21 protein-coding genes are annotated in these 18,956 nt (G+C 35.7%); 13 read left to right on the top strand and 8 right to left on the bottom strand.

Translation table 11 applies throughout. The features are described from left to right. Window positions 1-70 precede the first annotated feature (70 nt). Window positions 71-1,267, top strand: a complete 1,197-nt coding sequence (locus tag EA772_RS17250) for a pyridoxal phosphate-dependent aminotransferase (protein WP_010601467.1) — start codon at window positions 71-73, stop codon at window positions 1,265-1,267. A gap of 206 nt (window positions 1,268-1,473) precedes the next feature. Here EA772_RS17250 and EA772_RS17245 read toward each other — a convergent pair whose 3' ends face one another. After that, window positions 1,474-2,718: an ABC transporter permease gene (locus EA772_RS17245; RefSeq protein WP_010601468.1), complete on the bottom strand. Its 1,245-nt coding sequence runs from the start codon at window positions 2,716-2,718 to the stop codon at window positions 1,474-1,476. Between the two features lie 199 nt (window positions 2,719-2,917). On the opposite strand from EA772_RS17245, the gene queA reads away from it, so the two are divergent. After that, complete coding sequence (gene queA, locus EA772_RS17240; RefSeq protein ID WP_124914283.1) at window positions 2,918-3,967, top strand: tRNA preQ1(34) S-adenosylmethionine ribosyltransferase-isomerase QueA; 1,050 nt, start codon at window positions 2,918-2,920, stop codon at window positions 3,965-3,967. 74 nt (window positions 3,968-4,041) lie between these two features. Next, window positions 4,042-4,707, top strand: coding sequence for a 2-C-methyl-D-erythritol 4-phosphate cytidylyltransferase (locus EA772_RS17235; RefSeq protein ID WP_124914282.1), 666 nt, complete (start codon window positions 4,042-4,044; stop codon window positions 4,705-4,707). 96 nt (window positions 4,708-4,803) lie between these two features. On the opposite strand, the gene EA772_RS17230 is transcribed toward EA772_RS17235, so the two are convergent. The 6 genes from EA772_RS17230 to EA772_RS17205 all read right to left on the bottom strand — a co-directional run bounded on the left by EA772_RS17230 (window position 4,804) and on the right by EA772_RS17205 (window position 7,901). Continuing rightward, on the bottom strand, window positions 4,804-4,962 hold the full coding sequence (locus EA772_RS17230) for a lmo0937 family membrane protein (RefSeq protein ID WP_010603502.1): 159 nt from the start codon (window positions 4,960-4,962) through the stop codon (window positions 4,804-4,806). Window positions 4,963-5,132: 170 nt separating this feature from the next. Further along, complete coding sequence (locus tag EA772_RS17225) at window positions 5,133-5,354, bottom strand: DUF2795 domain-containing protein (protein WP_010603503.1); 222 nt, start codon at window positions 5,352-5,354, stop codon at window positions 5,133-5,135. A gap of 85 nt (window positions 5,355-5,439) precedes the next feature. Beyond that, window positions 5,440-5,988 carry a cob(I)yrinic acid a,c-diamide adenosyltransferase gene (locus EA772_RS17220; protein WP_124914281.1) on the bottom strand — a complete coding sequence of 183 codons (549 nt, stop codon included), beginning with the start codon at window positions 5,986-5,988 and terminating at the stop codon, window positions 5,440-5,442. An 81-nt stretch (window positions 5,989-6,069) separates the two neighbouring features. Beyond that, complete coding sequence (locus EA772_RS17215) at window positions 6,070-6,828, bottom strand: ABC transporter ATP-binding protein (RefSeq protein ID WP_116168293.1); 759 nt, start codon at window positions 6,826-6,828, stop codon at window positions 6,070-6,072. 55 nt (window positions 6,829-6,883) lie between these two features. Further along, window positions 6,884-7,174, bottom strand: coding sequence for an Asp-tRNA(Asn)/Glu-tRNA(Gln) amidotransferase subunit GatC (gene gatC / locus EA772_RS17210; RefSeq protein WP_124914280.1), 291 nt, complete (start codon window positions 7,172-7,174; stop codon window positions 6,884-6,886). Window position 7,175: 1 nt separating this feature from the next. Beyond that, window positions 7,176-7,901, bottom strand: a complete 726-nt coding sequence (locus EA772_RS17205) for a 1-acyl-sn-glycerol-3-phosphate acyltransferase (RefSeq protein ID WP_010603426.1) — start codon at window positions 7,899-7,901, stop codon at window positions 7,176-7,178. Between the two features lie 218 nt (window positions 7,902-8,119). On the opposite strand from EA772_RS17205, the gene trpS reads away from it, so the two are divergent. The 4 genes from trpS to kdsB all read left to right on the top strand — a co-directional run bounded on the left by trpS (window position 8,120) and on the right by kdsB (window position 10,907). Beyond that, window positions 8,120-9,118, top strand: a complete 999-nt coding sequence (gene trpS, locus EA772_RS17200) for a tryptophan--tRNA ligase (protein ID WP_124914279.1) — start codon at window positions 8,120-8,122, stop codon at window positions 9,116-9,118. An 89-nt stretch (window positions 9,119-9,207) separates the two neighbouring features. After that, window positions 9,208-9,822, top strand: coding sequence for a deoxynucleoside kinase (locus EA772_RS17195; RefSeq protein ID WP_010603424.1), 615 nt, complete (start codon window positions 9,208-9,210; stop codon window positions 9,820-9,822). Window positions 9,823-9,939: 117 nt separating this feature from the next. Beyond that, on the top strand, window positions 9,940-10,134 hold the full coding sequence (locus EA772_RS22330; RefSeq protein WP_124914278.1) for a DUF5808 domain-containing protein: 195 nt from the start codon (window positions 9,940-9,942) through the stop codon (window positions 10,132-10,134). Window positions 10,135-10,139: 5 nt separating this feature from the next. After that, entirely contained in the window at window positions 10,140-10,907 is a 768-nt protein-coding gene (gene kdsB, locus EA772_RS17185) for a 3-deoxy-manno-octulosonate cytidylyltransferase (RefSeq protein ID WP_124914277.1), read from the top strand. A gap of 63 nt (window positions 10,908-10,970) precedes the next feature. On the opposite strand, the gene EA772_RS17180 is transcribed toward kdsB, so the two are convergent. Further along, window positions 10,971-11,924: a bifunctional helix-turn-helix transcriptional regulator/GNAT family N-acetyltransferase gene (locus EA772_RS17180; protein ID WP_124914276.1), complete on the bottom strand. Its 954-nt coding sequence runs from the start codon at window positions 11,922-11,924 to the stop codon at window positions 10,971-10,973. 88 nt (window positions 11,925-12,012) lie between these two features. On the opposite strand from EA772_RS17180, the gene EA772_RS17175 reads away from it, so the two are divergent. The 6 genes from EA772_RS17175 (at window position 12,013) to yidC (ending at window position 18,738) form a co-directional block, all read left to right on the top strand. After that, window positions 12,013-12,576, top strand: a complete 564-nt coding sequence (locus EA772_RS17175; RefSeq protein ID WP_124914275.1) for a DUF3575 domain-containing protein — start codon at window positions 12,013-12,015, stop codon at window positions 12,574-12,576. A gap of 48 nt (window positions 12,577-12,624) precedes the next feature. Then, window positions 12,625-13,164 (top strand): hypothetical protein, encoded by a 540-nt coding sequence (locus tag EA772_RS17170; RefSeq protein ID WP_124914274.1) that lies wholly within the window; start codon window positions 12,625-12,627, stop codon window positions 13,162-13,164. A 51-nt stretch (window positions 13,165-13,215) separates the two neighbouring features. Next, window positions 13,216-14,487, top strand: coding sequence for a hypothetical protein (locus EA772_RS17165; protein WP_124914273.1), 1,272 nt, complete (start codon window positions 13,216-13,218; stop codon window positions 14,485-14,487). Window positions 14,488-14,557: 70 nt separating this feature from the next. Further along, window positions 14,558-15,016, top strand: coding sequence for a hypothetical protein (locus EA772_RS17160; protein WP_124915081.1), 459 nt, complete (start codon window positions 14,558-14,560; stop codon window positions 15,014-15,016). A 285-nt stretch (window positions 15,017-15,301) separates the two neighbouring features. Further along, window positions 15,302-16,918, top strand: a complete 1,617-nt coding sequence (locus EA772_RS17155; RefSeq protein ID WP_124914272.1) for a CTP synthase — start codon at window positions 15,302-15,304, stop codon at window positions 16,916-16,918. 20 nt (window positions 16,919-16,938) lie between these two features. Beyond that, window positions 16,939-18,738: a membrane protein insertase YidC gene (gene yidC, locus EA772_RS17150; RefSeq protein ID WP_116168305.1), complete on the top strand. Its 1,800-nt coding sequence runs from the start codon at window positions 16,939-16,941 to the stop codon at window positions 18,736-18,738. The last annotated feature ends 218 nt before the right edge of the window (window positions 18,739-18,956 follow it).

The following is an 18,956-nucleotide window of genomic DNA, read 5'->3' as shown; positions in this document are numbered from 1 at the left end:
GAGAAAAAGTATCGCTTTTTTAGTGCAGAATAATATTTGGTTTATATATTTGCGCTCAAAGTAATTAACCATGAGCACCTTATCTAAAAGAATCAACAGTTTATCAGAATCCGCAACCCTAAAAATGACCAAATTAGGCCGCGAATTAGCATCTAAAGGCATTAATATTATCAGTTTAAGCGTAGGCGAGCCTGATTTTAACACCCCTGATCATGTTAAAGACGCTGCTAAAAAGGCGTTAGACGACAATTACACACGCTATTCACCAGTTCCAGGCTACCCTGATCTGCGTCAGGCAATCGTTAATAAGCTGAAAACTGAAAACAATTTAGATTATGATGTTTCTCAAATTGTAGTATCTACAGGTGCAAAACAGTCATTATCAAATGTCATTTTAACACTGATTGACCCGGATGATGAAGTTATTATTCCTACACCCTATTGGGTTTCCTATTCTGAGATGGTTGTTTTAGCTGAAGGTAAATCCGTTTTCATTGATACTGATATTGAGAGTAATTTTAAAATTACTCCAGCGCAATTAGAGGCTGCAATTACACCTAAATCGAAGTTGTTCATGTTCTCTTCTCCATGTAATCCAACCGGTTCGGTTTACAGCAAAGAGGAATTGGCCGCTTTGGTTAAAGTTTTTGAAAAATATCCCGATATCTACATCCTTTCTGATGAGATTTATGAGCATATAAATTTTGTTGATCAACATGAATCTATAGCGCAATTTGACAGCATCAAAGATCGTGTGATCATCGTAAATGGTTTTTCTAAAGCCTTTGCCATGACCGGATGGAGATTAGGTTATATCGCAGCAAACAAAGAGATTGCTGCCGCTAATGATAAATTACAAGGTCAAACTACCTCAGGCACATGCTCAATAGCCCAACGTGCTGGTATTGTTGCCTATGAGCAAGGTTTGGAAAGTGTTCTAAAAATGAAAGAAGCATTTCTACGCCGCCGTGAACTGGTTTATAATTTGTTAAATGAAATCCCTGGTGTTAAAACCAATCTTCCAGATGGTGCGTTTTACTTTTTCCCTGAAATCAGTTCATTCTTTGGTAAAAAAGATGCTGACGGAAATGTAATTAAAGATTCTTCAGACCTAGCACTTTACTTATTAAATGTTGGTCATGTAGCTACTGTTGGCGGTGATTCATTCGGTAATAATAACTATATCCGTTTATCTTACGCTGCTTCTGACGAAAGTTTGGTTGAAGCTTTAAGAAGAATTAAGGAAGCGCTTGGAAAGTTAGCATAATATAAATTCAGGCAAAATAAAAAATCCTCGTCAGCTAATAAGTGGCGAGGATTTTTTATTGATTTTTTTTTAAAAATATAGGTCAATTCTTATCGGTGATAGCAGTCCTTCTTTCTGCTTTAAGTCCTAGTCCAATAAAAAATTGGGCTTACGAGCTTGCCGCTTCAATTAGGTTTAACCTCAACAGTTTGTTGCAAGACCCTAAACTAACTTCTTATTGCTTCAACAGGATCTAATCTTGATGCTGAAAATGCTGGCCAGAAACCGGAAATGGTACCAATTACAATCGAAATCCAGATGCCTAGCAAGATATTATTCAATCCTAAAATAATATAAAACCCGCTTACTGCACCAATTAATAACGAAACAAGATATACCAACAGCAAGCCGAGCAAGCCCCCCAGAATACATAAAGATATGGATTCGAAAATAAACTGGAGCAGAATGAAATAGTTTTTAGCACCAAGTGATTTCTGAATGCCGATAATATTGGTTCTTTCCTTAACGGAAACAAACATGATGTTAGCAATACTAAAACCGCCCACTAGAATTGAAAATCCACCTATTATCCAGCCTGCCCAATTCACCATAGTAAACATCGAATCAAGTTGATTGGAAATAATTGTTGTTTTGTTTAGTGCGAAATCTTCTTCCTGGCCTGGCCTAATGCGATGAATAGACCTCATTAAACCCTTTAATTCACTTTCTACTTCTTCCAACGAAACATTATCATTTCCCCGAACCGTAATTTGAGGACCATAGCGTTCATTTTGAATATCCAGCACGCTCTTGGCAAAATTAACAGGAACATTAACATTTTTATCCAGCGATGTTCCAAGCATGTCTTCTCCCTCTTTTTTGAAAACACCAATTACGGTTAATCTTCTTCCTAAAACTTGTACTTGTTTTCCTATCGGATCATCCCCGTCAAATAAACCATCTGCAATATCAGCACCCATCAACAATACAGGCGCACCATTGTTGCTCTCTGTTTCAGTGAAATATCTACCTGCTTGCAATTCGAAATTCCAGGTTTTATCAAAATCATGTGATGCTGCAGAAACGTTTATTCCTTCTACCGAATTGCTTCTGTATTTAATCGTTCTATCGCTGGTAGAAATCTCAAAGGTAATGCCCTGAGCGTTTTCCATGCGCTCTCTTAAGGCTGCAAAATCTCTTAATGAAGGCTGTGGCCGATTCATATACTTCCACCAGGGATAATTATCGCCAAAACTCCATGGCCATTTTTGAACATATATGGTATTCGACCCAAGCTTGTCGACACTCGACTGGAGTTTACCGCGAAAAGTATCCACCGCTGAAAAGACAGCAATGATGGTAAAGATACCTATTGTAATCGCCAGGAGCGATAACATTGTGCGCATTTTGTTTTGGCGTAATGCATCAAAAGCAAAACGAAAACTCTCACCTATTAGCCTAAAAATTATCATAATTACAGGTTAGATGCAAAGCGCTTAAAAAGGTTACAAGTCATTTTCAAAACTAATTATTTTTATATCGATATATCGAACGCATCCATATTTTTCTGTTAAAAACTGATTAAAACATAATATACCTTAAATGCGTTTGATAAAATACGGAAAAGAAAAATTAAATTCGTATTTTTGCACCTCAAAAAATTCATCAAGAATGAAATTATCACAATTCAAATTTAACTTACCAGAGTCATTAGTAGCTAACAATCCAGCCGAACAACGCGACGAAGCACGTTTAATGGTTTTACATAAAGACAGTGGTGAAATTGAGCATAAAATTTTTAAAGACGTACTAGGTTATTTCGATGACAAAGACGTAATGATATTAAACAACACTAAAGTTTTTCCAGCCCGTTTATATGGTAATAAGGAGAAAACTGGTGCTACCATCGAGGTTTTCTTGCTTCGCGAATTGAATAAAGAATTACGTTTATGGGATGTTTTGGTAGATCCAGCTCGTAAAATCCGTGTTGGTAACAAATTATACTTTGGCGATGACGATTTGTTAGTTGCTGAAGTTGTAGACAATACCACTTCACGCGGACGTACCATTCGTTTCCTATTCGAAGGTACTGATGAAGAATTTAGAAGAAACGTAGAAATTTTAGGCGAAACGCCACTTCCAAAATACATCAAACGTAAAGCAACTGCTGAAGATAAAGAGCGTTACCAAACGATTTTCGCCAAGCATGAAGGTGCCGTTGCTGCTCCAACCGCTGGTTTGCACTTCAGTCGTGAGTTAATGAAACGCCTTGAACTTAAAGGTGTAGAATTTGCTGAAGTTACATTACACGTTGGTTTAGGAACGTTCAGAACGGTTGAAGTGGAAGATTTGACCAAACACAAAATGGATTCTGAGCAGTTTATCATTGAACAAAAGGATGCTAACATTGTAAACAAAGCAATAGAAGAAAAAAGAAGAATCTGTGCCGTTGGTACTACTTCAATGCGTTCAATTGAATCAGCTGTTTCTGCTAACAGAACATTAAAAGCTGCTAACGATTGGACAAGTAAGTTTATCTTCCCACCATACGATTTCAGCATCGCAAATTCAATGATCACCAACTTTCATACTCCTGAGTCTACCTTATTAATGATGGTTAGTGCATTTGGTGGTTACGAAAATGTAATGAATGCCTATGAAGTTGCAGTGAAAGAAAAATATAAATTCTACAGCTATGGCGATGCCATGCTGATTATATAGATATTAGCAATATGGTATTTAGTATTTAGACAAATTTCATCTAAATACTAAATACTATTTTCTAAATACTTCGAATGAAATACTACGCTATAATTGTAGCAGGCGGTTCTGGAAATCGGATGCAGACGGAAACCCCAAAACAATTTTTGTTGCTCAATAACCTTCCGGTCTTGATGCACACCATTAGAGCTTTTGCCCAAAGCAATGCCCAACCTAAAATTTTATTGGTTATCAATACAGAACAGCAAGGTTACTGGAGAAGACTTTGTGAAGAGTTTAATTTTAGAATTCCTCATGAGGTTATCGATGGCGGGTCAGAACGTTTCTATTCAGTAAAAAATGCTATTGATTTTATTGAAGAAGATTGTGTTATAGCAATCCATGATGCTGTTCGTCCTTTGGTTTCAAAACAGTTAATCGATCACTGCTTCGCCGAGGCAGAATTTAAAGGAAACGTAATTGCGGCAGTTCAATCAAGTGATAGTGTACGGACGCTAAAAAACAATAAAAGCGCTGCTTTAAAACGTGATGAGATTTACCTGGTACAAACACCACAAACTTTTAAATTCAGCATCTTAAAAGAAGCCTACACACAAGATTTTATTACCTCTTTTACTGATGATGCCAGTGTTGTTGAGGCTGTTGGATATGAAATAAATATTATTGAAGGAGAAAGAAACAACATCAAAATTACCTACCCTATTGATTTGGAATTAGCCGAGTTGTTATTGAAAAGATAAAAGAAAAGCTGCTTCATAACAATGAAACAGCTTTTCTAATTCATCCGTTTTATAAGATCTCCTTTTGAAAATTGATGAATGTTCGCTTAATATATTTTATGTTGCTCTTCCAATAACTTTAAGCAAGATTGCAATAACTGCGATTACTAATAAAACGTGAATGATGTTACCTACATCGCCGAAGCCGTGGAACAAAAAGCCGATCACCCATAGTATTACCAATACTACTGCGACTAAATACAATAAATTTCCCATAGTGTTAATTTTTAAGTAAATGTTGATGTATTAACACATGGCCCATAGTTTTGTTTAAAAAATGTAAATTATATTGAAGATAATTATCAACATTTAAACAAACAGGTTGTAAATCAGCGCATAAAAAAACCTTCCAATTTTAAAATTGGAAGGCTTCTTATTTTGATTTTCTAATATTCATCCTCATTAAAGAAGAAATCTTCTTTCGTTGGATAGTCGGGCCAAATTTCTTCAATTGTTTCATAAGGCTCTCCATCATCTTCCAATGCTTGTAAGTTCTCAATAACTTCTACTGGGGCACCAGAGCGAATGCCATAATCAATTAACTCATCTTTAGTTGCAGGCCAAGGTGCGTCTTCCAAGTGCGATGCTAATTCTAATGTCCAATACATATCTTCAATTCTATTAAATTCTTGTTCTTAACAATGCGCAAAGTATATTAAAATTTTTGAGCAAAACAAACTTATTTTTCAACTATTAAACACGAGGTATCCATATGTTTTCCTCTACGCTAAAATCCATGTTCAGTTTTCGTGCCAAAACAAATAAGTAATCACTCAAACGATTCAGGTAAACACTTACACGCTCATCAACAAAGCTCGATTCAGCTAGTTCAACCGTTAACCTCTCTGCTCGTCTGCAAACGCATCTGGCAATATGACAGTAAGAAACAATGGTATTTCCACCAGGCAAAACAAAATGTTTTAACGCAGGCAATAGATCATTCATCGCATCTATCTCTGTTTCCAATAGCGTAATATCATGCTCATGCAAATCAGGAATTTTCATCTTAGATTTTTCAGGATCTGCCGCCAGTGAAGCACCAACTGTGAACAGGCGGTCTTGAATTTCTTTAAGCAGCTGCTTATAATGATTGTCAATATCCTGACACATGATTAATCCGATATACGAATTTAATTCGTCTACGGTTCCATAAGTTTCAATTCGAAGATGGTATTTCGGAACACGTGTACCGCCAATTAACGAGGTTTGGCCTTTGTCTCCTGTTTTGGTATAGATTTTCATTTTAGAAAGTATTAGGTAATAAGTTATACGTTTTAAGTATGTTCTACACGTATAACTTATAACCTACAACTTAAAACTTCTTTAATTTATTTTTTCCCAGTCGCTGCCGCTGTCATTTAAGGCCTGCAAACGTGGAGATACGTTTTTAATATCCGTGTTGATGTAATCGTTTTCAATCAAACCATCACGCATTCGCACAATCCTGTGGGCATGTTGCGCAATATCTTCCTCGTGGGTAACCAAAATAATGGTATTTCCTTTACTGTGAATTTCTTCTAAAAGGCCCATAATTTCGATGGAAGTTTTGGTATCTAAATTTCCAGTCGGCTCATCTGCCAATATGATTGATGGGTCGTTAATTAACGCCCGTGCCACTGCAACACGTTGTCGCTGACCACCTGATAATTCGTTAGGTTTGTGATCCATACGATTACCTAAATTTACATTTTCCAATGCTTTTGCCGCTCTGGCTTCACGATCTTTTTTACTGTTACCAGCGTAGATTAAAGGAAGGGCCACATTATCTAATGCAGTTGAACGAGGCAAGAGGTTAAACGTTTGAAAAACGAAGCCAATTTCTTTATTACGAACTTCAGCCAAAGCATCGTCGCTCATTTGACTAACGTTAGTTCCGTTTAAGATGTAGGTTCCGCTCGACGGCGTATCTAAACAGCCTAAAATATTCATTAAAGTAGATTTACCTGACCCTGATGGCCCCATTAAAGCTACAAATTCCCCTTTGTTGATATCTAAAGAAACTGATTTTAAAGCATGGATAACTTCCGATCCGATTACGTATTTACGGCCAATTTCTTTGATGGTAATAAGTGGTTTCTCCATGTTTTTTCTTTTTTAGACAAGCGTAAAGGGTAAGATGTTACAAGCACGAAGAAAATTACTTTTCAATAATTTTAGGCACCATAAAAAATTGGTCGCTGTGTTTTGCAGCATTTTTCAAACCGTCAGTAGTAGATATTTCTTTTTTTACCACATCTTCTCGCCAAACATTTGTAGCTTCATTCATATAAACCAACGGCTTAACATCTGATGTATCCAATTCATTTAATTTTTCCATAAATGAAAGGATTTTATTCATCTCGGGGATTAATGTAGCCACTTCTTTTTCATCAATATGAATTCTGGCCAAATCGGCGATTTTATAAATGGTTTTCTCGTCTAAATTCATATTATACTAATTTACTATCAATAAGCTGAAAAACCCTATCTTTCAATAAGTCTGAATCAACATCGGCTAAATCAGCGGTACTGATGGGTTTGTGGACGTAAATATCGCAAATTCCGGGCTTACTTCCATATTTTGAACCATCATCCCAGTTTATTTTCCAAACGTTTGTAATACTTACGGGTACTAATGGTACATTTTTATCTATTGCCAACCGGAATGGCCCGTTTTTAAATTCTCCGAGTTTTGGCGGATAATGATCATCAATCTTTCCTTCAGGGAAAATAATTAAACTCATTCCTTTTTCAAGATTTTCACCTGCTTTTTTGAAGGCTTTAAAAGCTGAAATTTTACTATCACGATTTACCGATATATCAATCGTCTTGAAGAAAATACCCAGAACAGCATTGTTTAACAACTCATCTTTACCCATAAAGTGAAATTTACCATGGCACATGATGCAAAAAACCATGATATCTAAATTGGATGTATGATTGGCGCAATAGATATAAGTCTGGTTATAATCTAACCTTTGTTCATATTTAAAACGATACCAAATACCTGATAGAAAACTACTTAAAAAGCTGTTTGCTTTTCTACAGAGATTCAAAATTTCGTAATATTTCGGATCACGTGAGGTGAGGTAATACAGCGGATAAAACAAAATGAAGAAAAAAAGTATCCAGAATAAAAACCATACCCGGTGTACCTGCCTTAGAAAGTGAATCATAGATAATCAAAAATATAAAATACTTCGATAAATTTTATCTGAATAAGTAAGTTAAGCATGTGATGGTGCTTTTTCATTCAAACCTATTTCTTTCGAACTCAATTTGCCGGGTTAAAAACGGTTTAAACCTGAAATTTTAACTGGTGTTTTTAAAAACTTATGATTAAATTAAATCGGTTTGCGCTTTGCATGTAATTTATTTTTAATTTCGTGCCATTATGAAAGAAACCGTGGTGAGTGGCATCAGGCCAACAGGAAAGCTACATTTAGGAAATTATTTTGGTGCAGTAACCAATTTTGTGAAGATGCAGTATGATTATAACTGCTATTTTTTTATTGCCGATCTCCATTCATTAACAACACACCCTACCCCTGGCGATTTACATGGCTATGTTCGTCATGTTTTGGTTGAATATTTGGCTTGTGGAATAAATCCAGAAGAAACAACTATATATGTTCAGTCTGACGTACCTGAAGTTTCAGAACTTTATCTGTACTTAAATATGAATGCTTATTTAGGTGAGCTTGAACGCAGTGCATCTTTTAAAGAAAAAATAAGAGCTAACCCTGATAACGTTAATGCAGGTTTACTCACCTATCCTACCTTAATGGCTGCTGATATTTTAATTCACAGAGCAACCAAGGTACCTGTTGGTAAAGACCAGGAACAGCATTTAGAAATGACCCGTAATTTCGGAAATCGTTTCAATAGAATGTACAATGCTGATTTTTTCCCAGAATCTTTTGCTTTTAACTACGCTGAAAATTTAGTGAAAGTGCCAGGCTTAGAAGGAAAAGGAAAAATGAGTAAATCGGATGGTGATGGAAACTGTATTTATCTAGCTGACAGTCCGGAAATTATTCGCAAAAAAGTGGCCAGAGCCGTTAGTGATAGCGGTCCAACGGAAGAAAACCAGGAAAAACCAGAAGCCATTCAAAATCTTTTCGATTTAATGAAAATTGTTTCTACACCTGATACTGTAGCGCACTTCGATGGCCTTTACAATAAAATGCAAATCCGTTATGGCGACATGAAAAAACAACTTGCGGAAGATATGATCGTCTTCAATTCGCCAATTAGAGAGCGAATAGAGGAGTTATCGAAAGATGATTTGTATTTGCGTCAGGTGGCAAAACATGGGGCACTAAAAGCCCGTGAAAGTGCACAGAAAACCATCAAGGAGGTTCGTAATTTAATCGGTTTTAAAAGTTTTTAATTAATAAATAGATTTGAGAATGGATATATGAGATTTCAGATAATTCCTCAGTCTCCGATCCAATGTCTCATATCTCATATCTAAAATATATGCACATAGCAATCGTAGGAAACATAGGCGCTGGCAAAACAACTTTAACTGGTTTACTAGCAAAAAATTATGGATGGGAAGCTTTATACGAAGCTGTTGACAATAACCCATATCTGGAAGACTTTTACAGTGATATGAAACGCTGGAGTTTTAATCTTCAAATTTACTTCCTTAATAGCCGATTTCAGCAGATTACAGACATAGAGGTAAATAAAAGAAACGTTATTCAGGATAGAACCATTTATGAGGATGCGCATATTTTCGCAGAAAACTTGCATGACATGGCCTTAATGACGACCCGCGATCATGATAACTATCGTGCTATTTTCGACAATATTACCTCGTTTATAAAACCGCCGGATTTACTGGTCTATTTACGAGCATCCGTTCCCACTTTAGTAAATAACATTCAACGCCGCGGACGTGAATATGAAGCCGGAATACGAATTGACTATCTGTCGAAACTTAATGAAAAGTACGAAGCCTGGATAAAGGGTTATAATTTAGGCAAACTCTTAATTCTGGATAAAGATAAATTGGATTTTACGAATAATCCTGAAGATTTAGGTACAGTAATTCAAGCAATAGAAGCTGAAATAAACGGATTATTTTAATTTATATAATTGTCAATAGATCAATTTTGAATATTTTTCATGTCTAATCAAGAAAGAAAAACCAAATTTTCGAATCTTGAATTTGGTTTTTCATAACGTTTTTGTTATATTTTGACTATGATGAAACACAATTTTGATCATGGAGAATACTCAAACTGGAAGCTAGGTCTTTTCTATTTCAATAAAAAAGACAGTCGTTTATTTGTACCAAAACGTATTAAAATTTTAGGCTGGACATTAAATTTTGCAAACCCATTATCTTATCTTGTTATGGGCCTAATTTTCTTGTTAGCCTTTATTTTGAGCAATTAAATAAAATGATAAATAACTCAAACTTAGCCATTGGGATCATACCTGCCCGTTACGCTTCTACCCGTTTCCCCGGAAAACCATTGGTTGATATTGCGGGCAAAACGATGATTCAACGCGTTTACGAGCAAGCATCGAAGGCTAAAAGTTTATCAAAAGTGGTTGTTGCAACTGATGATGAGCGCATTGCAGATGAGGTAAAAAGATTTGGAGGGGAATACGTTTTTACAGGTTCACAGCATCAAAGCGGAACAGACCGTTGCGCAGAAGTGATTGAAAAACTTCCGGATTATGAAATCGTAATTAATATTCAGGGGGATGAACCTTTTATAGAACCTGCCCAAATTGATTTGCTGGCAAGTTGCTTTATCGAAGAAAAGGTGCAGCTGGCTACGCTTATTAAACCCATTCAAAGTCAGGAAAGTATTTATAATCCCAATAGCCCAAAAGTTGTGATTGATATTAATGGCAGGGCAATGTACTTTAGTCGCAGCCCGATACCTTTCATTCGAAATGGTGAGCCAGGTGTTTGGGCAGAGAAACACCAATTTTATAAACACATTGGCATTTACGGTTACAGAACGGAATCGTTAAAGGCCATTACCAAACTGCCCCCATCTGCATTGGAAATTGCAGAAAGCCTTGAACAACTACGTTGGATCGAAAATGGATTCTATATCCAGACCAAAGTAACCGATTTGGAAACGGTTGCTATTGATACACCAGAAGATTTATTGAAGCTAAATAAATTACTCGAAGCCTTAAAATTAGAATAATTCAAGTAGCCCAAGATTGGCAAATCTGAATAAAACGTTCAAATCTGCCAATCTTTAGCGTTACTAGGTTATGATCAATTCCATTTGAATATTGCAACGGCTATAAGGTGTAGGTTTCCCAGCTATTTTCTGAAAACCTAATTTATGATAAAGATTGATAGCGGGTTTTAATATGGTGTTGCTTTCCAGATAAATTTTGGAGGCACCTAAAGATTTTGCTCGTTCTATAATAGCTGAAGCCAAAATAAATCCAATATTTTTACCTTGTGCTTTTGGCGAAACAGCCATTTTAGCCAATTCAAAATCGTATTCGCCATCATTCATTTTAATTAAGGCACATACGCCGAGGGGTTCATCCTCATACAATGCTACCAAAATCGCTCCCCCCTTATCCAAAATATATTCTTGTGGATGATCCAAAGCCTTAAAATCAGATTCTTCCATAACAAAATAGGTAGAAATCCATTCCTCATTTAATGATTTAAAAGCCTGTTTATAGGCTGGAGCATAATCAACAATATTCACTTTTAAACTATCTCTTTCTTTTTTCTTTTCCATTACTCTTCTTAATAATGTTTTCTGTTCTAAAAGGAATTCCCATTCTTCAATGGCTTCCCATAATTTATTTTGAGTTTGCGCAGATAAATCTTCTATTGCAGCTGCGACATCGATAAGCTGGTTATCAATTTTCGAATAAATCTCCTTCCCTTTGGACGATAAGCTGATTACGTTTCTCCTACCATCCAATCTATCTTTACGTTCTGCAACATAGCCCTTCTTTAACATTTCACCAATCATTTTACTAACCGAAGGATGTGAGTGTCCAATGTTTTTCGCTAGTTCTGTAATTGTAATTTCTTCTCCTTTTGATAATGAATAAAAAATTGGAAACCATTTAGGTTGTACATCGATGTCATACAACTGATATATTTTAGCGGCATCTTCTGTCACTTTATCGGTGAGCATCCTTAGCCTACTGCCGATAGCAACCTTTCCGGTTTGTTGAAAAAACTTCATGTTAATTAATTACGTAACTGATTACGCAAATATAGTAATAATTGTATTTTATGATAGATAAATATTATTTTTATTTAAAATACTAAGCATGAAGTATATTCTTACGTTAATTCTGATTTTATCAGTTGCTACATTGGTCCGGTCACAGGAATATTTAGGCATTGCTGTAAAAACGAATTTATTAAATCTGGTAGCCCAGCGACCTTCATTTTCATTAGAAAAAACATTTAACCAGCGATATGGATTGGAGTTTTCATACTCAACAGGCGAATTAAACATTGGAAGAGCGTATGAATATAGCGGCTTTTTGTTACGAGGCAAAAAGTACGTTTATGAAATAAAGCAACGTGAGATTACACCTTTTTTTGGAGTTTATGTCGGTAATCTAAACAAAACGATTGTTTCCAACAATGCATATGTACACCCTACTGGGTTTTTATCGTTTGGCAATAACAGAAACTTCAAGGCAAATTCTTTCCGTTCGGGTGTAAACCTTGGTTTCGTTTACATCCCGGCAAAAAGATTTCTATTAGAAACCACTACAGGTTTGGGCTATGGTAAATATTTTAACGTAGAAACATTTCAGGCAACAAACGCTCCAAAAGGATATTTAGACTTCCAACTATGGTTATCAGTCGGCTATCGGTTCTAATTTATTATTTAAATATTTGATAGAAAGTTAAAATTTGTATTTTCGAGAATGCGAAAATTACTGCTCATAGCTTCAATTGTCACCTTATTTATGGCTTGCCAAACTGATAAGAAGGAAGAAAATGGTTCCATCGAATTTAAAAACGTGAATCAAAGTATCGCTAAGTCATTCTCTGACCTGGACAAACTAGATACTTTTAAAATTGAACTAACGGGAAGGAAGCCCGAGGAGATGGTACTATCATTTACCATTAAGAATTTTGCAGGCAAAGAAATTTACAAAGCTAAGTTAAACGGAAAAGATTTACTAGGCAGTACTGATCCTAATCTAGATTTATCAAAAGAAAAAGCGCAAATTGTATTCTTAAAAACCATTGCAGATGACTTCTTTTCCGAAGATAATTTTCTGGAGCCTGCAGTAATGCCTGAGGATAAAGCAGACAACTATGTTCCTGATAAAGCACTTTATGAAGAGCTTAAAAAATCTGGTTTAAACGGTTTTAAATATCGCCTGGGCAAAGAAAACAATCTTTATATCGCCTGGAGTGAGAAAGAACAAAAGGTGAAGATATATTACAACTGCTGCTAAAATCTCTATTCATTTTAAACATCCCTTTTAATAAAGATTAATTTATCTATTATGAGAAGAGTGATATTAGTATTTTTTTGCGCTACCCTTTCAATAGCGTCTTATTCGCAAAGTGTTTTTTTAAGAGCAAAACCATCCGGAGAAAAATCGGCTGTGAGTTTTACAGAGCCTTCGCCTAGTGCAGTCTTTTTTGGGGCTGATGATGACAGCCAAGGCTTTAAAAATCATAAACAAAAAAGCAAGGAAGTTAATGCTTACTTCGGCTCGGTATACACCAGTTTTCCAATTTTTAATATCGGTAAAGAAAATGTTGTTGAATACATCAATTCATACGGTAAATTTGTTTTCTATCGGCCAAATGCAAGAAAAGCTTTTGGTATGATTCTGTCCAATGGCAAAGATCAGCCAATTTTAGTTACCAATCCCGATCAATATTTAAAAACTATAAAAACTTACTTGAACATTGGCAATGCAGATTATCTGGTTCCTAAAACGCTGGATGAGCGAGATGAACGAAATGCTCAACTAGACATGCAAGCTGTACTGAAGATAAAATTCACAACAGATGAATCTTATGCCAAAAAATTAATTAAAAATGCGAATTCAGTTCACTACAGTAAAGTTTACAATGATGGCAGTCCGAAAATGACTTGCACAAAAAGAGTTTTTGAAATGTTTAGCGATAGTTTAATGACCACAAAATCTCCATATGGCGGGTATTATTTGTATAATGAAAAAAACGAGATGGTATCATTGAATAATACGCTGAATGGAAAAACAAATGGCTATTCAAAGTATGTTAGAGATGATAATGGTTTAATCAAAAAAATTATCAGTGGTGATGATAATTCAACGGATTCTACTGTTTTCATTTACGAAAAAGACAAATATCATACGGTTAGCTTTAGCGGTTCAAGGCCTTATTCATTAGAAACCTTTTTCTTAAACGATCAAATGCAATGTGTTCGTCGACTTTCTAAAAGAGCCGATCAATCTATTGTGACAGATATCACCTACGTCTACGATAAAATGGGCCGAATTATTCGCGAAGGACAATTGGACAGCGAAATGATTTACAGTTACAAAACTGATTCTGATGTAATCTTTTCCGGCTTCAAATCTTATAAACTAAACCCCAGAAAGTTAGAACTTCAAAATGAAGTAGTTAGAGAAAACAACAAGCAAACTTATATTGGAAAAAACGGAACCGGAGCACAAAATTTTAAATCAGTTACATATGTAGAGAAAGATGGGTCAACTAAAACTTACTCTTACGACAAGACGAATAAACTAACTAGTGTAGCCGTGATGCGCTGCTTATAATAATTAATAACTTGTGATAAAACATATAACATTTAGCATTTCGATAACCTTTATTTCCTGGATTGTAGGCATGATCATTAATGCCTTCTTGATAAACACATCTTTCTACAAGAAAAAATTAACGGATTTAAATTTTATTAGAAGTAAAAAGCTGAACAGATTAATAGGGATTGGTGCAATTAAATGGATTATAAAAAATACTTTCTTTAAGTTCTTCAATCCGAAGCTGAAAATGAAAAGAAAAGTTGATCAAAACGAATTGAATATTTTACGCAAAGAAATGACGCTTGCCGAAATCAATCACTTGATCGCTTTTATATCAGTAATTATATTCACTTTGGTTATGGTTTTAAAAGAAAGGTACCTGGGTGCCTTAGTGATGACGATTGTAAATATGTTGATGAATCTGTACCCAGCATTGCTGCAGCAAGAAAATAAAAGAAGGATTACTCAATTGGAGAAAGTCCTTAACCGAGAGCGGCTGACCAGTTTTGCAACTGAAGTTAGAAGCACATCAATTGCGAATTAAACCTGGTTGCAGCGGTATACTTTTTGTTGCGCCATCTTTAAATTGCTACCACCGAATACAAAAGAGATATAGCGAAAAACAGGACTAATGTTGATTAGCGAAGCAGGTTTTGCTCTCTCAAAACTTATCAGTTAAAGTTCCCCTTGTGTTAATTTTCTGATAAACATCACATTATCATTTTTAAAATATCTAAATTTTAAATCAGCAGAAACGAGGAATTTTCTTACCTTTGTATCCCGTACAAAAAGCGGCAATATTTACCATTTGCCGTAAAAAATCACAAACATGACTAAGTATATTTTTGTTACGGGCGGTGTTACTTCCTCATTGGGTAAGGGCATCATTTCCGCATCTTTAGCTAAACTTCTACAGGCACGTGGCTACCGTGTAACCATTCAAAAATTCGATCCTTACATTAATATTGATCCAGGAACACTGAATCCTTATGAGCATGGCGAATGTTTTGTTACCGAAGATGGTGCCGAAACCGATTTGGATCTTGGTCACTATGAGCGTTTTTTAAACGTTCCAACTTCACAAGCAAACAACATTACCACTGGCCGTATTTATCAAAACGTAATCAACAAAGAACGTAAAGGCGAATACCTGGGTAAAACCGTACAGGTTGTGCCGCATATTACCGACGAGATTAAACGCAACATGCGCATTTTAGGCGAAAGTGGCGAGTATGATATTGTAATTACTGAACTTGGCGGAACAGTTGGCGATATCGAATCTTTACCCTTTATTGAGGCTGTTCGCCAGTTTAAATGGGAAGAAGGAAGTTCAAATGCAATTGTAATTCACTTAACTTTAGTGCCTTATTTGGCAGCGGCAGGTGAATTAAAAACTAAACCCACTCAACACTCAGTAAAAGCATTATTGGAATATGGTATTCAACCAGATATTTTAGTTTGCCGTACCGAACACCACATTTCTGCTGAAATCAGAAAAAAAATTGCACTTTTTTGTAACGTTAACATCAACGCAGTTGTCGAATCTATGGATGCATCTACTATTTATGATGTTCCGTTATTGATGATGAAAGAACAGTTGGATAAAACGGTTTTAACAAAATTGAAACTTCCAGCTAAAAACGAACCAGACATGGAGAGCTGGAAAGAGTTTTTAGGACATTTAAAAAATCCTACAGCTGATGTTACCATTGGTTTGGTAGGTAAATATGTGGAACTACCGGATGCTTATAAATCGATTATCGAATCATTTGTACATGCGGGTTCTAAAAATGAGTGCAAAGTTCGTGTAGAATATATTCACTCTGAAGGCATCTTCCCTGATAACGTAAAAGAAAAATTAGGCCATTTACATGGCGTATTGGTTGCTCCAGGTTTTGGTAGCCGTGGTATTGAAGGAAAAATTGATACCATTAAATACGTTCGCGAAAATAATATTCCTTTCTTCGGTATTTGCTTGGGTATGCAATGTGCGGTGATCGAGTTCGGACGTAATGTTCTAGGCTTGAAAGATGCACACACTACTGAAATCGAAGCTGATGCTAAAAATCCTGTGATCAACATGATGGAAGAACAGAAAAATATCGTAAACATGGGTGGTACGATGCGTTTAGGTTCATATCCTTGCGATATTAAAAAAGGTACAAAAGCTTTCTCTATTTACGGTAAAGCACACATCAACGAGCGTCACCGCCACCGTTATGAATTTAACAATGATTATTTAAAGCAATATGAAGAGGCTGGAATGATTGCTTCTGGTATTAATCCACAAACAAATCTGGTAGAAATCGTGGAGCTTAAAAACCATCCATTTTTTGTGGGCGGACAATTTCACCCAGAATTAAAATCAACAGTTGCTAATCCTCACCCACTTTTTGTTAAATTTGTCGCCGCTGCGATGGAGTTTGCGAAAAAGAAAACGAATTAAAAGCAGTACAAACAAATATAATGGATAGAAATACCTTTACAGGATTATTCCTGATTATGATCATCTTGGCAGGATCATTCTACTTTTTTGGGCCAAAGGACGCTGAAATAAAAAAAGAAAATGCCAGAATCGATTCAATAAAAAGAGCTGATTCACTACAAAAAGCTGGAATTCAACCAGCGCAAAAAGATACTACAGCCGTAGCTAGTACACCGACTATTGATTCATTGGCTTTAAAAGGTCCTTTTGGTTCTGCAATTACAGGAACAGAAGCAAACACCGTTTTAGAAAATGAAAATTTATTAATCAACCTAAGCAATAAAGGTGGTAGAATTTCATCAGTAGAAGTTAAAGGACAAAAAACGTATGCAGGCAAACCATTAATTTTATTTGATGGGAACGCCAACAAATTTGGCCTGACTTTAAATGCAGCTGGTAAAGTTATTAATACCAACGATTTATATTTCACTCCTACTAAAACTGGCAATACAGTAACCATGCGTGCTAATTATGGTGCAAATGCTTACGTGGAATATGTTTATGATTTAAAATCGGCAAGCAACAAAGTTGGATTCAACATTAACTTAGTTGGTTTACAACAGGTGATTGCCGGAAACAACATCGCTTTAAACTGGCAAACCATCTTATTACAGCAAGAGAAATCATTAGAAAGTGAGCACCGCTATTCGGCACCATACTACAAATATGTAGATGGCGATGTAGATCACTTAAGTGTTTCCAAAGATGAGAAAGAAGAATTAGCAAAAGGTAAAATTCAATGGTTTTCTTTTAAACAGCACTTCTTCTCTGCTACCTTAATTGCTAAAGAAGGCTTTGAAAAAGGAAGTTTGGAGGTTAAAATCCCTACGGCTCCCGGTCAGGTTAAGTTTTATGATGCCAATATGCAATTGCCTTATACGCATCTTGCAAACCAAGCATACAGCATGGAGTTTTACTTCGGTACCAATAAATTCTCTGCTTTAAAAGATCAGGGTTATGATTTAGAGAAACAAGTAGATTTAGGTTACTGGCCGTTAAAATACATTAACCGTTTCATCGTGTTACCGGTATTTAATTTCCTTAACAATTTCGGTTGGAACTTCGGTTTAATCATCCTTGTATTAACGATCTTATTAAAAGTTGCACTTTCTCCATTAACCTATAAGTCATATTTATCAATGGCTAAAATGAGGGTTTTAAAGCCTGAGATGGATGAAATCAAAGCAAAGGTTGGTGAAGATAATCCAACATTGGTTCAACAGGAATACTTAAAACTTTACAAAAAAGCAGGAGTGAATCCTTTGGGTGGATGTTTACCAATGGTTTTACAGCTACCACTCGTGATGGCATTTTTCTTCTTCTTCCCTAACCTTTTCGAACTACGCGGAGAGAGTTTCTTGTGGATGAAAGATTTATCAACCTATGATGAGTTTATCAAATTCGGATTTAAAGTTCCATTTATTGGCGATCACTTGAGTTTGATGTGTGTGTTGATGACGGTTTCGACCTTAATCATGACTTACTTTAACAATCAGGTTTCTGGTGCTACTGGTCAAATGAAATACATTGGTTATATCATGCCAATCATTTTCCTGGGTGTATTAAACAGTTATCCGGCAGGTTTGAATTATTATTACTTCTTAGCCAACTTAATGACTTTCGGACAGCAGTTCTTAATCCGTAAAATGGTTGATGATGATAAAATTCATGCTTTAATCCAACAGAATAAAGCGAGACCAGCTGATGAGAAAAAGAAAAAATCTAAATTTCAACAGCGTTTAGATGATTATATGCGTCAGCAACAACAAGCTAAAAAATAATTGAAGTTATTTTATTATGAATCCCCGACCATTCAGTTGATCGGGGATTTTTTTTGCAGTTTAGGTTGATGAGACAGCAAACCGATAAATCACATTATTAGCCGTGTTTCTCGGCTGATACTCATTGCCGTGATTCTGAGCACAGCGAAGAGTCTCTTTCTTACTATATCTTAGTCGAAAGTTCGATTCATCAGTCATAAAAACCCCTTCAATTGTAA

The sequence above is a fragment of the Pedobacter sp. G11 genome, assembly GCF_003860265.1.
Taxonomy (GTDB): domain Bacteria; phylum Bacteroidota; class Bacteroidia; order Sphingobacteriales; family Sphingobacteriaceae; genus Pedobacter; species Pedobacter agri.
This window is presented reverse-complemented; position numbering and strand designations above follow the sequence as displayed.

What these genes read in the sequence shown, in the direction of transcription:
- EA772_RS17250 (WP_010601467.1), top strand. Translation starts at nt 71, where the DNA reads ATGAGCACCTTATCTAAAAGAATCAACAGTTTATCAGAATCCGCAACC.
- EA772_RS17245 (WP_010601468.1), bottom strand. Translation starts at nt 2,718, where the DNA reads ATGATAATTTTTAGGCTAATAGGTGAGAGTTTTCGTTTTGCTTTTGAT.
- queA (WP_124914283.1), top strand. Translation starts at nt 2,918, where the DNA reads ATGAAATTATCACAATTCAAATTTAACTTACCAGAGTCATTAGTAGCT.
- EA772_RS17235 (WP_124914282.1), top strand. Translation starts at nt 4,042, where the DNA reads ATGAAATACTACGCTATAATTGTAGCAGGCGGTTCTGGAAATCGGATG.
- EA772_RS17230 (WP_010603502.1), bottom strand. Translation starts at nt 4,962, where the DNA reads ATGGGAAATTTATTGTATTTAGTCGCAGTAGTATTGGTAATACTATGG.
- EA772_RS17225 (WP_010603503.1), bottom strand. Translation starts at nt 5,354, where the DNA reads ATGTATTGGACATTAGAATTAGCATCGCACTTGGAAGACGCACCTTGG.
- EA772_RS17220 (WP_124914281.1), bottom strand. Translation starts at nt 5,988, where the DNA reads ATGAAAATCTATACCAAAACAGGAGACAAAGGCCAAACCTCGTTAATT.
- EA772_RS17215 (WP_116168293.1), bottom strand. Translation starts at nt 6,828, where the DNA reads ATGGAGAAACCACTTATTACCATCAAAGAAATTGGCCGTAAATACGTA.
- gatC (WP_124914280.1), bottom strand. Translation starts at nt 7,174, where the DNA reads ATGAATTTAGACGAGAAAACCATTTATAAAATCGCCGATTTGGCCAGA.
- EA772_RS17205 (WP_010603426.1), bottom strand. Translation starts at nt 7,901, where the DNA reads ATGATTCACTTTCTAAGGCAGGTACACCGGGTATGGTTTTTATTCTGG.
- trpS (WP_124914279.1), top strand. Translation starts at nt 8,120, where the DNA reads ATGAAAGAAACCGTGGTGAGTGGCATCAGGCCAACAGGAAAGCTACAT.
- EA772_RS17195 (WP_010603424.1), top strand. Translation starts at nt 9,208, where the DNA reads ATGCACATAGCAATCGTAGGAAACATAGGCGCTGGCAAAACAACTTTA.
- EA772_RS22330 (WP_124914278.1), top strand. Translation starts at nt 9,940, where the DNA reads ATGATGAAACACAATTTTGATCATGGAGAATACTCAAACTGGAAGCTA.
- kdsB (WP_124914277.1), top strand. Translation starts at nt 10,140, where the DNA reads ATGATAAATAACTCAAACTTAGCCATTGGGATCATACCTGCCCGTTAC.
- EA772_RS17180 (WP_124914276.1), bottom strand. Translation starts at nt 11,924, where the DNA reads ATGAAGTTTTTTCAACAAACCGGAAAGGTTGCTATCGGCAGTAGGCTA.
- EA772_RS17175 (WP_124914275.1), top strand. Translation starts at nt 12,013, where the DNA reads ATGAAGTATATTCTTACGTTAATTCTGATTTTATCAGTTGCTACATTG.
- EA772_RS17170 (WP_124914274.1), top strand. Translation starts at nt 12,625, where the DNA reads ATGCGAAAATTACTGCTCATAGCTTCAATTGTCACCTTATTTATGGCT.
- EA772_RS17165 (WP_124914273.1), top strand. Translation starts at nt 13,216, where the DNA reads ATGAGAAGAGTGATATTAGTATTTTTTTGCGCTACCCTTTCAATAGCG.
- EA772_RS17160 (WP_124915081.1), top strand. Translation starts at nt 14,558, where the DNA reads ATGATCATTAATGCCTTCTTGATAAACACATCTTTCTACAAGAAAAAA.
- EA772_RS17155 (WP_124914272.1), top strand. Translation starts at nt 15,302, where the DNA reads ATGACTAAGTATATTTTTGTTACGGGCGGTGTTACTTCCTCATTGGGT.
- yidC (WP_116168305.1), top strand. Translation starts at nt 16,939, where the DNA reads ATGGATAGAAATACCTTTACAGGATTATTCCTGATTATGATCATCTTG.